This window comes from Bdellovibrio sp. BCCA (genome assembly GCF_037996825.1).
Lineage (GTDB): Bacteria > Bdellovibrionota > Bdellovibrionia > Bdellovibrionales > Bdellovibrionaceae > Bdellovibrio.
This window is the reverse complement of the sequence record NZ_JBBNAC010000001.1, coordinates 2,461,565-2,475,961: the sequence shown is the minus strand read 5'-3', so window position 1 is coordinate 2,475,961 and position 14,397 is coordinate 2,461,565. Positions and strand designations below refer to the sequence as shown.

The window sequence follows — 14,397 nt, the reverse complement described above, 5'->3', positions numbered from 1 at the left end:
AAAGCCCCCTTCCGATCGGGAACAGGGTTTAGCACAGCTTTCTTTGAGTGATCTAGAAAATTTCTAAAAAACTAGACCTTGTCGATTAATGAAGAGCGTGAGGAGCAATTAGATAGAATTCAGGGATTTCGACGCTGAAGCTCTCTCCATTTTCTGCAACGAAATGGTAGCGACCCTGCATACTTCCTGTGGCCGCATGAAGAGGGCAGGCGCTGTCATATTCAAACGTCTGACCCGGTTGGATTTTTGGCTGCATTCCAACAACACCCGGGCCGCGAACTTCTTCTTTGTGCCCACGAGCATCCGTAATCACCCAATGACGACTCATCAATTGAGCCGGAGCTTCGCCCACATTTTTGATTGAAATTTTGTAAGCAAAAAAGTGATAACCCTGCTCTGGACGCGACTCCGCAGGAACGTAGACGACCTTCGCAGTGATTTGAAAATTCGGGGTTGTTGTTTTTTGCATTGCCATAGTGTCATCTAGGATAATTTCGACGCATATAAACGTCAACGAGCTAAAAAGAGAATGACAGATAACAAATGTAATGCGGCGTGTGTAGCGAGCTATTTGAGTTTGAGGTTCTCAATTTCAAACACCAACGGATAATGATCCGAAGGGAGATTGAGTTTGGCATCCATATTTCTTGGGATGTCATGTTCCATACCGAACTCATCCTTATATCGATGCACATACGAGCCACCTGGTTTCACCAACTGCTGTGTGTGCGGCGACAAAAACGCAAAATCAATTTGCCGTCCTTCCGCGCGAGATCCGTTTCGAACTTGGTAAAAAGTGGCACGCGCTTCTTGCGGAAGACCGCTGACCTCCAGCACATCTTTTAAAGGAGTCGAAGAGTACAGATCTTTAAACTCTTCATCCGTATTAATCATGCTGGCATTGCCATTAAAATCACCCGCCACAATCAAAGGCAGATCAGGATGCACGATCTCAAGCTCATGGTAGATCTCAAGCAAAGTGCGAAGCTCAGCCTGGCGTCTCTCAAAACCGTTGGGATCAATCCGTTCAGGATCTAAGCGTGACTTCAGATGAGCGAGCAAAACAATCAGTGACGGTTTTTCTTTGTCAGTTTTAAAAAGTCGAAGCTCCGCCACGTCTCGTGAAAACTTATGACTGCTTGTGACCTTGCCACCTTTGACCGGATAGCCGTGCAAAAGACTTTCGCGCTCATGAGGGTAGAGGTAATTGATCGGTCGGTTCTTGTTGGATTGAAGATCAAAGTAGAACGGCAGGTTCTTGCGGATCAAAAAACCGACGTCGATATTTCTTTCGGAGTTTCCCTCAATCAAACAAGGGGAATAGGCATCATCCATAAAGAGAAGGTTGAAGTTTTTTAAGGACTCAAAACCACCAACTTCGCAGAGCATAATAATGTCGGCGTTGATCTCTTTTAAGGCTTTGGCGATATCTTGAGTTTTCTTTAACGACTTATTCTCATAAATGGAAGAGGACAGACGTTGCCACTGAGCTTCTTTCAGATTCAAGACATCTTTTGTTGGTGTCCCGTCGAACATCAAAAAGAGATTCTCTGCATTGAGTAAGCAAAATTTTAAATTTGTGGTCTCTGTCCACGTCATATTATGATTTTACGGAATTTATCACCCGAATCACAAACTAAAAGTGAGGAAATACAGTGGCTAAAAAATCGACTCCGAAGAAAACCTCAACAAAGCTTCAATTTCATTCATGGATTGAGACTTTTGATTTTGGCAAAGAACTTAAAGTAAAGAATGAATTGACAGGCTTCGTCTATTTCTTGGGAGTGGATGATTCAAATAAATTCACATCTTTAGTGGAACAGCACGCACTGGATTGGCAGTTCGACAGCCTTAAGAAAAACGAGCGTGAGTTTCTTTATTTCGTAGGACAAAAAGGACCTGTTTGGATTTTGCGTTCTCGTTCCAAAAATTCTGTGGGACATGATGGTTTGATCGACGAAGCCAGCTACACTTGGGCGCGTGATCAATTTGGCTCCTTAGTAAGTCACTTTAAAGCGCACCATTTAAAAGGGGTGCAAATCGAGTTTCATGGAACGGAAGAAGTTCAAGATTTGGGAGCTTTAGTTGGCTTTGATATGGCAGTTTACAACTTCCGCCAATTTGTTGACGGAAAACAATTGTCGGAACTTCCTAAGGTCGCTTTGAAAAAATCTTTGGGTGGATTGGATAAAGATCTTATTAAAGAAGCCATGCTTCGTGCACGCGCGGTGAATATTGCTCGTCACTTGGTGAATTTGCCACCGAACGATTTAAATCCAAGAACTTTTGCAGAGTTTGCGACAAGCAAACTTTCATTCCCATCGACTTTAAAAGTCGCGGTGTGGGATACGAAGAAATTAATGCAAGAAAACATGGGTCTTCACGTAGCTGTGGGCCAAGGCGCTGAAAACGGGCCTTGCATGGTTCACCTTAAATACCGTCCGACAAAAAAATCAAAACTAAAACCTATCGCCTTTGTCGGTAAAGGAATCACGTTTGATACAGGCGGCTTGGATATCAAACCTTCTTCGGGAATGCGTTTGATGAAAAAGGATATGGGTGGAGCAGCGAGTGTGATGGCTCTGGCGACTTGGGTTGCGGACAGTAATTATCCAGGTCCGGTGGATTTCTATCTGGCATTGGCTGAAAATGCAGTGGATGGAAAATCCTTCCGTCCAAGTGACGTGGTCACCGCTCGCAATGGCTTGAAAGTGGAAATCGACAACACAGACGCTGAAGGCCGTTTGGTCTTGGCAGATGTCTTGGATGTTGCGTGCACACAAAAAGGTTCTGATGAACCTGAATACGTGATCGACGTTGCGACTTTGACAGGCGCTATTAAAGTCGGTCTTGGCGCTGAGATCGCAGGTCTTTTCTCGAATGACGATCAATTGGCTTCTGCTCTCACTCATGCAGGACAACGTGCTGGTGACCTGAACTGGCGCATGCCTTTGTTTGAAAAATACTGGGGGGAAATGTCTTCTCCATTTGCAGACTTTAAAAACTCCGGCGGTGGATTCGGTGGTGCCATCACGGCAGCCTTGTTCCTACAAAAATTCGTCCGTGGAAAAAAATGGGCGCACTTGGATGTCTACGCATGGACTGACAAAGCACAAGGGGCTTTGCTCTCTAGCGGAGGAAGCGGTCAACCCGTTCAATGCTTGATCGAGTTCCTTTCTGATCGCGCGTTGAGGTAATTTTGTCTTCTTGCAAATTTTCTGTCGTGTAACTTCGTTTGACACCCTCCTTGGTTTTAATATCGGAATTTCGGAGGGTGCATGCGTCCGTCTCTTACTGACATTGCTGAAACTCCCATTCGAGGGGAAATATACAGCCTTGAGAGGTTGGAAGAATATGCCGTTTATCTGGCAGAGCACTTAGAGGTTGATAAAGCTCCTAAAATACGCCGTCGTCTTTTACACCGTATGCGTGACAGCGGTGATAAGCTTTTATCTTCCTATAAATTATTAGTCGAAGCCGCCCGAAATAAAGAAGCGGTTTCACCTGCGGCGGAATGGCTGATTGATAATTTCTATGTCGTTGAAGAGCAGCTTCGTGAAATACAAGAGGACCTGCCAAAATCTTATTACGAAGAGCTTCCAAAAATTTCCATAGGGGATCTTGCAGGGTATCCGCGCATTTATGCTTTGTCTTTGGCGTTAGTGGCTCATTCGGACAGTCGCCTGGATGTCGAGACCATTCGTCGTTTTATACAGGCTTTTCAGACTAAAGCGTATTTAAATATTGGTGAGTTGTGGGCGGTGGCGATCACATTGCGTTTGGCTTTGGTGGAAAACATTCGTCGTGTGGCTTTGCGAATTGTCTGGGACCGCAACCAACAAAAACAAGCGGATCTTATCGTCGATGAGATAGTTGAAAAAGTTCGTGATCCTGCAAAATTAAAAAAAGCGATTGAAAGCATTTCACAGCATTGCGGAAGAAATATCGAAGCTGAGTATGCTTTCATTTCTCAAATGGCCAAAAAACTCCGTGATCAAGAATCAGATATCTGGCCGGCCTCAGAGTATTTGGAAAATATTCTCCAAAACTGCCATTGCACCTTAGAAGAAGTCGTTTACCTGGAGCATCAGCATCAGGCCGCAAATCAAGTGACTATCGCCAATATTATTTCAAGCATGCGTCTTCTATCAAATATTGATTGGAAGGTGTTTTTTGAAAGTGTCAGTTTGCTGGATCAGGACTTGGCGACGGATCCGTCGGGCGATTACCTTCACATGGAGTTTGCGACTCGAGATGAGTATCGCCACACAATAGAAAGAATTGGAAAAAGGACGGGAGCTGCAGAGCGAGACATCGCAAGGCAGGCTTTGGTTTTTGCAGAAGAGGCAAAAACACATGTCGGATTCTATTTGAAAGACTACGGACTTTTAACGCTGGAAAAAAAATTTCATTATTCACCGCCCCTCAAAGAAAGAGTTGTCAGAGCTTTACAAAAGTGGCCCACGCTATTTTATTTAAGTTCTTTGACTGTTTTAATAGCGGCTCTTTTGGTTTTGCCGATTTGGTATGCTTCATTGCATGGGGCTTTGTGGGGAGGGTTGGTTGGAATTGCGTGGCTCTTTTTTATTCCGGCCAGTGACTTCGCTGTTAGTCTTTTTAACTTCGCTCTAACTCATATACTAGGACCCCGGCATTTAGCAAAAATGGATGTCTCTCAAGGAGTTCCAGCTGAGGCGCGGACAATGATTATCGTGCCTTGTTTGCTACCCGATTTAGAAACGGTCCGGCACCTTTTGGAGAAATTAGAGGTTCATTATTTAGGAAATCGGGACCCAGAAATTTATTTTGCGTTAGTAACAGACTACATTGATGCCCCTCAAGAAACGATGCCAGAGGATGTGTTTTTGCTTAATGAGGCGCAATCGGGCATTGCGCGATTGAATCAAATCTACGCTAACGAGGGTGAAGATCGCTTTTTTCTTTTTCATCGAAAACGAAAGTGGAATGACGTCGAAAAAAAATGGATGGGGTGGGAGCGTAAGCGGGGAAAGATCCATGAGCTCAATCGTCTGTTAAGAGGGGATCACAGGACTTCTTACATTGTCGCCACGGCTCCTGTCGAACTGCGTTCGAGCTTTAAGTACATCATTACTCTCGATGCAGACACGCAACTTGGATTGGATACCGCAAAAAAATTAATTGGTACGGCACTTCACCCTTTGAATCGTGCGCTTGTCGATAAAACTCTTGGACGGGTCACTAAAGGTTACGGCATTATTCAGCCACGGATAAGTATTTCACTGGAAAGTTCTTCACGCTCGACGTTCGCTGCGATTTTTTCAGGTCACACGGGAATTGACCCTTACACCACGGCTGTGTCTGATGTTTATCAGGATCTTTTCAAAGAAGGCAGCTTTACCGGTAAAGGTCTTTATGAAATTGATATTTTTGAATCCGTTCTGAAAGATCGCGTCCCTGAAAACACTGTCTTAAGTCACGATCTTTTCGAAGGACTTTTTGCAAGAGTTGCATTGGCGACGGACATTGAGCTTCTTGATGATTATCCTGGCAATTATTTTAATTATATTCAAAGGCAACACCGATGGGTGCGGGGAGACTGGCAAATTTGGCGATGGATATTGCCCTTTGTGCCAAACTCCTCTGGCAGAAAGGTTTTGAATCAATTGCCTTTGATATCTCGCTGGAAAATATACGACAATCTTCGTCGCAGCTTGGTCGCGATTTGGTTATTTGTTGCTTATGTTTTGGGATGGCTGATATTGCCGGGGCATGCTCTGTTTTGGACATTGCTGACGACGCTGGTGATCGCTTTACCTTGCTTTCTTCATGTAGCCAATGGTCTTTTTGTCAGCCCGCGAGGAATGCCTTGGACAAGCAGTTTTTGGTCTGAGCTTGGAAGGACTAAAACAAGTCTTGCACAGTTTACGCTGTCTTTGATTTTTTTACCCCATAAAGCTTTTGCAGAGTGTGATGCCATTGCGCGCGCCTTGTACCGCAGTCATGTCTCTAAGCGGAAATGTCTTGAATGGGTGGCCTCGGCGCAAGTGGATAAAGGTTATTCTTTAGATCGATCCATATGGAAAAAATCTTGGCCTGTTGAAGTTATTCTTGGATTGCTTTTTGCCGTTCTTCTTGTAAGGGGGAACGGGACGGCGTTTGTGGTGGCGCTGCCGTTTCTTTTGGTGTGGGCTTCGCAGCCTCTGGTGGCACAATGGACTTCCTTGCGCCTAAGGAAAAAGTCACCGGAGCTTTCCGAAAACGAAAAAGTTTTTTTGAATGGTATAGCCCGAAAGATATGGCATTTTTTTGAAACCTTTGTCGGCCCTCAAGATAATTGGCTTCCACCGGATAATGTGCAGGAAGATCCTGAGCATATTGTGGCCCATCGCACCTCTCCCACGAACATGGGGCTATATGCTTTATGCTTAATATCCGCAAAAGATTTAGGTTATATCAGTCCACGTTCATGCGTAAAAATAATAAATGCGTTTTTTGCCACGGCTAAGAAACTGGAAAAGTTTCACGGACATTTTTTGAATTGGTATGACACTCAAAGCCTAGAACCGTTGTATCCAAAGTATGTATCAGTGGTTGATAGCGGAAACTTTGCAGGCGCGCTTTTGGTGACAAAACAAGCGTGTTTGGAGCTGACCAAGTCTCCGTTTTTTCCGAAAGAACTTTTATCCGGCGCGCAAGTCACGTTGTCATTGATTGAGGAAGAAGTCCTTCATCTACGACACCAAAGGCAGGCAACCAACGCTATTAGCTCTACTCATCTCTATGAACGCATTTTAGAGGCGAAGCGTATTTTGTTAGGAAAGTCTCCGGAAAATTTGGAAGAGTGGTTTATAACACTTCGATTCTTAACTCAGTCAATGGGTGACATCGATGATAGTTTGACGGCATTAGAACTAGAGCATGGATTGAAGCACTATGAAAATCTACGAGGTTGGGTTAAATCTCTCATGTCTTTATTGACGGATCTCGATCAGGATTTGCAATTATATTTTCCATTTCTTCAGGAAGAGAGTCAATGGCGGCAGGTACCCGAATGGTCGGATTTGCGAAAGTCTCTTCTGGAAAATCGGGGCGCTGAAGATCTTTTAAATGCGTATGAAAAGACGAAAGAGCAATTGATTTTTTTAAAATCTCGCAACAAAGAATATGTTGAGTTCTGCGAGAGGCTGCTGGAAAAATGCGAAGGGGCTATAGGAAATCTAAAAAATTTTTTAAGCTCTGTTGCAAGAATAGAGGCGGACTGCGAAGATTTTTTTGAGGCCATGGATTTTTCATTTCTCATGGACAAAGAGCGTGAAGTTTTTTCGATTGGCTACAACGTCACTGAGATGCGGTCGGATAATGCATACTATGATTTACTGGCCTCGGAAGCCCGTCTGGCAAGTTTTATCGCCATTATTAAAGGAGACGTCGGTCAAAAACATTGGTTCCGTTTAGGCCGTCAATTGGTTCCTGTCGATGGACAGAGAGCGCTCGTCTCTTGGTCCGCTTCGATGTTTGAATATTTGATGCCTCAACTGGTGATGAAAAATTATGAGAGCACCTTGTTGTACGAAACTGTTTTTACCGTCGTTCGCAGACAAATCAGCTACGGTAAAAAGCTTCGTGTTCCGTGGGGGATTTCTGAGGCGGGATACAACGCTCGGGATCTCAATTTCAATTACCAATACGGTCCTTTCGGAGTTCCGGGCTTGGGGTTAAAAAGGGGACTGGGGCATGATTTAGTTGTGTCACCTTATTCAACTTTTCTGGCGGCCATGGTCAGTCCTGTCGAGGCTATTAAAAACCTTCGCCATTTTATTCAACAAAATATTCTCACGCGTTACGGTTTTTATGAGGCCATCGATTATACGCCGGAGCGTTTAAGTCCCGAACAAAAATTTTCCGTGATTCGGTCTTACATGGCTCACCATCAGGGAATGAGTCTCGTCGCTGTTGATAACATACTGAACTCCGAAATCATGCAAGAGCGTTTTCATGCAGAATCTCGGGTTCGTGCAGCGCAAGTATTATTGCAGGAACGAATTCCGCAGAAGGTCCTCCTGGCACCTCCGAAAGCGGCGGCAATCGAGTGGAATGGTGTGGAAGACTCGTTATTAAAGTCTTTCTCGCGAGTGTATGACGAATCCGCTCACCACAGTCCACGTGTGCAAATTCTTTCCAATGGAAAATACTCACTCATGCTGTCGACAGCAGGTGCGGGATATTCGAAATGTGAAGATTTGGCCGTGAGTCGGTGGCGCGAAGATGCGACTCGTGACCATTGGGGAAGTTTCTTCTTCATTAGAGACCTTGAAAACAACATGGCTTGGTCTGCAAGTTCGCAGCCGTCCCTTAAGAAGCCAGACAACTACAAGGTTATTTTCTCCGAAGATAAGGTTGAATTTTTGCGTCAGGATGGAGACCTTCGCACTCACAGCGAAGTCATCGTTGCGCCGGAATCCAATCTGGATATGCGGTCGATTTCAGTAAGCAATGACTCTTTTAAAGAGCGCTTTGTTGAAGTGACAAGTTACATGGAACCGGTTTTAGCTCCGTTGGCGGAAGATCAAGCGCATCCGGCTTTTAGCAATCTTTTTGTACAGACGGAGTTTTTATCGTCAAAAAATTGTCTTTTGGCTCGTCGCCGTCCTCGTTCCGTCAAGAAAAATGAAGTTTGGGGATTTCACGGTGTGACGACGGATCAGGCGCTTGAAAGCGGTGTTGAGTATGAGACGGACAGAGCCCGTTTTATCGGACGTGGTCGCAGTTTGCAAAATCCGTCTGCAATGAGTCCGGGAGCGGAGCTTACGAATACCGTGGGGTCCACTTTGGATCCTGTTTTATCTTTGCGGGTAAAGGTGCGTATTCCGCCTGGTGAAACTCGTCGAATTCAGTTTACGACAGGCATTGCTTTTTCTAAAGACGAGGTTTTGCAACTGGCGGATCGCTATCACGACATTCTTGCATTTGAGCGCGAAAGTCAGCTGGCTTGGACCAAGTCCCGCATGGATCTGCGGCACTTGGGTATGGATTCTGAAGCGGCCTATTTATTCCAAAGATTGGCAGAGAGAATTTTATACTCAGATCCGTCTTTGCGTCAGCCATCTCACTTCTTAGCGGCGCATACTCGTGAGCAGGCGAGCCTCTGGCCTTATGGCATCAGTGGAGATTTGCCGATCGTGGTACTGAGAGTGGCGGACAAGCGGGATTTGGGCATGCTTCGCAGACTTTTAAGAGGACACGAATATCTGCGTTTAAAGGGACTTTCTTATGATTTCGTTATTCTCAACGACCCCAAAAGTGTTTATCTGCAAGATCTGCAAGAAGAAATTTTACGACAGGTTCGTTACAGCGGCTATCAAGGGTGGCTCAACAAGCCCGGCGGTATCTTTTCGTTGCGTTTAGATACGATGCCTGAAAAAGATCGGGCTTTAATTCAGGCTATGGCTCGCGTTGTTCTTTCTTCTGAACTGGGCTCCTTAAAAGAACAGGTGGCCCGCAAAATCCTGCCGGAGAAATATGCCCCAATCTTTGTGCCCGCTGACGAAAATCGCAAATATCCCAAGGCAGAGGTTTTATTACCGGAGCTTAAATTCTTTAATGGTTTGGGCGGATTCTCCGCGGACGGCAGAGAGTATATCATTTATTTAAAAGAAGGCCTGTGGACTCCGGCGCCTTGGATCAATGTCATTGCAAATCCACATGATTTCGGTTTTCAAATTTCTGAAACAGGAGCTGGGTTTACCTGGTCCGTGAATAGCCGAGAAAATCGGCTGACACCGTGGTCGAACGATCCTGTGTGCGATCCACCGGGGGAAATTCTATATCTGCGGGATGAAGAAACCGGAAAGATTTGGAGTCCAACCCCTTTACCCATACGCGATTCAGGTCTTTATATTATTCGTCATGGCCAAGGGTATACGAAGTTCGAGCACAGTCAGCAGGATATCTCTTCGTATCTTAACGTATTCGTTCCCAAAGACGACTCCGTTAAGATCACGCATCTGCGCTTGAAAAATATTTCGACGCGAAAACGTAAGATTTCTGTCTGGGCTTACGTCGAATGGGTTTTAGGAAATCAACGAGATAAATCCGCACCCTACATCTTTACAGAAGTCGGCGCTGATAAAACAATATTCGCTAAGAATTCATACAATCACGAATTTGCAGAAAGAATTTCTTTTTTCAAAATGTTGGGTACGGCGAAAAGTTTTACGTGTGATCGTAAAGAATTTTTGGGAAGAAACGGACATTTTTCCTCTCCGGAGGCTTTGCAACGGCAGAATCTTTCGGGACGCACTGGGATCGGGTTAGACCCCTGCGGGGCCTTGCAAACAATGGTGGAAATAAAACCACATGAGGAAGTCGAAATAACTTTTTTGTTAGGACAGGCTGAAAACAAAACAAAAGCGCAAGAGTTGATATTAAAATATCAAAAAATGGAAGCGGTCGAGAACGCGTACCATGAAATGTGCGCGATGTGGGATGAAATACTAAATGTTATTCAAGTTAAAACACCTGACCAGTCCTTGGATTTTCTGTTAAATCGCTGGCTTCTTTATCAGTCTATTGTTTGTCGTTTCTGGGCACGTTCCGCATTCTATCAGTCGGGGGGGGCTTATGGATTCCGGGACCAGTTGCAAGACTGCATGGCCTTTGTATATGCCCGACCAGCTTTAGCTAGAGAACATATTCTACGTGCGGCCTCACGGCAGTTTCCGGAAGGAGACGTGCAGCATTGGTGGCATCCTCCCACAGGGCGCGGAGTGCGCACTCATTTTTCAGATGACTTATTATGGCTGCCTTTGGTTGTCAGTCACTATATTCGGTGCAGTGGTGACGAAGGTATTCTGCAAGAGAAAGTTTCTTTTATTGAAGCGCCGTTATTGTCGCCAGAACAAGAAGACGCTTACACGCAGCCGGAAAAATCGGCGTTGGAGTCGCCGCTCTTAGATCATTGCCTGCGCACAATAGATCATTCTTTGAAGCTCGGAAAGCACGGACTTCCCTTGATCGGCTCTGGAGACTGGAATGACGGTATGAACCGGGTCGGAGAAAAAGGGCAGGGCGAGAGCGTGTGGATGGCGTGGTTCTTAATTAAAGTCATCGAAGACTTTTTGCCATTTTGCGAACCTGAAAAAAAGGCTCAATACGTCAATGTCGTAGAAGTTCTTAAAAAGAATGTTGAAGCCAATAGCTGGGATGGGCAATGGTATCGCCGAGCTTACTTTGATGATGGAACACCTATCGGTTCAAGAGAAAGTGAAGAATGTAAAATCGATTCTTTGGCACAGACCTGGTCGATCTTGTCTGGAGCAGGGAGTCCTGAGAGGCAGCGGCAGGCAATGCAAAGTGTTTGGGAACACCTGGTTTTGAAAGATAAAAATATCATTCTTTTATTGACGCCACCGTTTGATAAAACCCCTCTAGATCCTGGATATATTAAGGGTTATGTCCCTGGAGTCCGTGAGAATGGAGGACAATACACTCATGCGGCTTTGTGGGTATTGATGGCCTTTGCAAAACTTAAAGATACGACCCGCGTTTATGAGATATTCAGTATGCTCAACCCCATTCAACATTCCCGCAGTAGGGCGGGCGTGCAAAAATACAAAATTGAACCTTACGTGGTCGCGGCAGATGTTTACGCTGTCGAGCCCCACACGGGCCGGGGAGGGTGGAGTTGGTATACGGGCTCTGCTTCGTGGTTCTATCGAGCTGGGATTGAATCTCTATTGGGAATCCATATCGAAGGGAATCGAATGTACTTTAAACCTTGTGTGCCTGAAACTTGGCCTTTTTACGATGTTCAGTACCGTTACAAGCGAAGTCTTTATAAAATAAGGGTCGAGAATTTTCCACAAAATAAAAATGAAAACCTTGTCGTGGTGGAGGAAGGAAGAATGGTGTCTGATAATGGAGAATTGCGGCTTGTCGACGATGCAAAGACCCATGAAATCGTGGTGCAGGTTCCTTATTCCGGTTTTGTCGGTAAGGAAAAGTCTTTCTTTTTGTAATGGTGAATCAAAACGTTGAAGTTAGCGTGGAAAGAACGGTTATTGAGTTCTTCGTAAACAGTCTCCTGGTAAGGTAATGGAACTTTTTTGGATTCCTGTTTCGAGCCTTTGTTCTTTGTTGTTCTAGATTTTCTTTTCATATGCCTCTATCCTAGGATTCTTCTTTACAAAGACAAAGCTGTGATTCCTTGCTTTGTCGCAGGTCGTGCCACAGCTCCATGTGTCTTTGAATGTTTCTGCCGTGTAACTTCGTCATCTAAAACTCCCGATTTAAGATGTGCACTATGGAGGAGTCATGGGTGTTTGTGAAACGTGCGGGAATCACTATAAAAATAGCTTCAAGGTAATCTTAAAAAATATCAGTCATGAATTTGACTGTTTTGAATGTGCCATTCATCGACTCGCACCCGTGTGCGCGAATTGCTCCTGTCGGATCATCGGGCAGGGGGTTGAGGAAGATGGAATCATCTATTGCGGAGAGCACTGTCTAAGAACTGCGGGTCGAACTTTGCATATCGAAGACACCACCGGGCTCTAAAACGGGAGGCGATAAATGCCTAGAGAAAGACGCAATCTCTTGCTCTTTATGTTATTTACTTTTGTCGGCCTCTTCTGGCTGCAAAACCTGTGGATGCGCTCAGGCTTTGTCGAAAATATTCCTTACAGTGAATTTGAATCCCTTGTGAAATCCAACAGCGTCGAAAATCTCGTGATTGGCGATAAAACCATTCGGGGAGAGTTTAAAGAGCCGCGAGGAAATAAAAAACTTTTTATCACAACAAGAGTTGAACCTGAACTCGCTAAAGACTTGCAGGGCTCAGGTATTACCTACACGCGCGCGGTGGAAAGCACGTTTTTTCGAGATCTTCTTTCTTGGACACTTCCCGCGATTATTTTCGTGGCCCTTTGGGTTTATTTCAGTCGTCGTGTTTTTGAAAAAGGCGGGATGGGTGGCTTGATGTCCGTGGGAAAAAGCCGCGCCAAACTTTACGTAGAGACCGACGTGAAAACCACTTTTGGAGATGTCGCGGGGGTGGATGAAGCCAAAGATGAACTGCGCGAAGTCGTGGAGTTTCTCAAAAATCCTATCGACTATGAACGGCTGGGCGCTCGCATGCCCAAAGGAATATTGCTGATCGGTCCTCCGGGAACGGGAAAAACTTTGCTTGCAAAGGCCGTCGCCGGAGAAGCCCAAGTGCCTTTTTTTTCGATCAGTGGTTCTGAGTTCGTAGAAATGTTTGTGGGTGTGGGGGCGGCTCGCGTGCGAGATCTTTTTGAAACAGCCCGCAATAAAGCGCCGTGTATTATCTTTATCGACGAACTGGATGCTCTTGGAAAAGTCCGTGCGCCGGGAATGCTTTCTGGGGGGCATGATGAAAAAGAACAAACGCTGAATCAACTCTTAGCCGAGCTTGACGGCTTTGATACGAAGTCAGGTGTCGTTTTGTTAGCGGCAACCAATCGTCCTGAAGTTTTAGATCCCGCCTTGCTGCGAGCAGGGCGCTTTGATCGACAAGTTCTTGTCGACCGTCCCGATAAAATTGGCCGCGAAGCGATTTTAAAAGTTCATATCAAAAAAATCCGCATTTCTGAAAATCTAAATCTAGAAAATATCGCAAGTCTCACCTCTGGATTTACAGGAGCGGATCTTGCCAATCTCGTAAACGAAGCAGCCCTAGTCGCCACTCGCAGAAAATCTTCCGTTGTCGAAGAAGAAGATTTTGTGATGGCGATGGAGCGAATCGTCGCAGGCTTAGAAAAACGCAATCGTCTTTTAAGTCCGAAAGAAAAACGTATCGTCGCCTTTCATGAAATGGGACATGCTTTGATTGGCTGTGCCTTGCCGGGAACGGATCGGGTGCAAAAAATCTCAATCATTCCTCACGGCATTGGTTCTTTGGGTTACACCATTCAACGTCCTTTAGAGGACCGCTATCTTATGACTCGAGAGGAGTTGTTAAACAAGATGGCTGTTTTGCTGGGAGGAAGAATTTCTGAAAGTTTAGTCTTTGGAGAAATTTCCACGGGAGCCGCTGATGATTTGGTGAAAGTCACAAATATCGCAGAAGCCTTGGTCACGCGTTACGGGATGAGTTCTTCTTTAGGTAACGTCGTCTTTGAACAACAGCCACCATCATTTTTAGAACGCACTTACCCTGGAATTGAACATCGGGATCACAGTGAAGAGAGTGCACAAAAAATTGACGCCGAGATTCGCCGAACCATTGATGAAGCCGCCAGTCTCGCTCGACGTATTTTAGAAGCCAATCGAGATATTCTAGAAAAAGGGGCCAATCTTCTTTTAGAAAAAGAAACCCTGCAGGAATCTGAAATTAAAACTCTGATGCAAGATCTTAAACAGCCGCGCCCCGCAGAGCGCCCTTTGGATTTAGCGTGA

General features: G+C 45.2%; 6 protein-coding genes. 4 read left to right on the top strand and 2 right to left on the bottom strand.

What is annotated here, in order from left to right; all coding sequences use genetic code 11:
* Positions 1-85: 85 nt before the first annotated feature.
* Positions 86-475 (bottom strand): Co2+/Mg2+ efflux protein ApaG, encoded by a 390-nt coding sequence (gene apaG / locus AAAA78_RS12015; protein ID WP_445291982.1) that lies wholly within the window; start codon positions 473-475, stop codon positions 86-88.
* 92 nt (positions 476-567) lie between these two features.
* Positions 568-1,599: an endonuclease/exonuclease/phosphatase family protein gene (locus AAAA78_RS12010; protein WP_340592291.1), complete on the bottom strand. Its 1,032-nt coding sequence runs from the start codon at positions 1,597-1,599 to the stop codon at positions 568-570.
* Positions 1,600-1,655: 56 nt separating this feature from the next.
* Between AAAA78_RS12010 and AAAA78_RS12005 the strand changes: the two genes are divergently transcribed.
* The 4 genes from AAAA78_RS12005 to ftsH all read left to right on the top strand — a co-directional run bounded on the left by AAAA78_RS12005 (position 1,656) and on the right by ftsH (position 14,397).
* Positions 1,656-3,197, top strand: a complete 1,542-nt coding sequence (locus AAAA78_RS12005; protein WP_340592290.1) for a M17 family metallopeptidase — start codon at positions 1,656-1,658, stop codon at positions 3,195-3,197.
* An 81-nt stretch (positions 3,198-3,278) separates the two neighbouring features.
* The gene (locus AAAA78_RS12000; RefSeq protein ID WP_340592289.1) at positions 3,279-11,999 is read left to right on the top strand and encodes a GH36-type glycosyl hydrolase domain-containing protein; all 8,721 of its coding nucleotides are present in this window, start codon (positions 3,279-3,281) and stop codon (positions 11,997-11,999) included.
* Between the two features lie 295 nt (positions 12,000-12,294).
* Positions 12,295-12,537 (top strand): hypothetical protein, encoded by a 243-nt coding sequence (locus tag AAAA78_RS19705; protein WP_445291981.1) that lies wholly within the window; start codon positions 12,295-12,297, stop codon positions 12,535-12,537.
* Positions 12,538-12,552: 15 nt separating this feature from the next.
* Entirely contained in the window at positions 12,553-14,397 is a 1,845-nt protein-coding gene (gene ftsH, locus AAAA78_RS11995; RefSeq protein ID WP_340592288.1) for an ATP-dependent zinc metalloprotease FtsH, read from the top strand.

Bases quoted from the DNA above. Each gene is read 5' to 3' on its own strand.
- AAAA78_RS12010 (WP_340592291.1), bottom strand. From the start codon at position 1,599: ATGACGTGGACAGAGACCACAAATTTAAAATTTTGCTTACTCAATGCA.
- ftsH (WP_340592288.1), top strand. From the start codon at position 12,553: ATGCCTAGAGAAAGACGCAATCTCTTGCTCTTTATGTTATTTACTTTT.
- apaG (WP_445291982.1), bottom strand. From the start codon at position 475: ATGGCAATGCAAAAAACAACAACCCCGAATTTTCAAATCACTGCGAAG.
- AAAA78_RS12000 (WP_340592289.1), top strand. From the start codon at position 3,279: ATGCGTCCGTCTCTTACTGACATTGCTGAAACTCCCATTCGAGGGGAA.
- AAAA78_RS19705 (WP_445291981.1), top strand. From the start codon at position 12,295: ATGGGTGTTTGTGAAACGTGCGGGAATCACTATAAAAATAGCTTCAAG.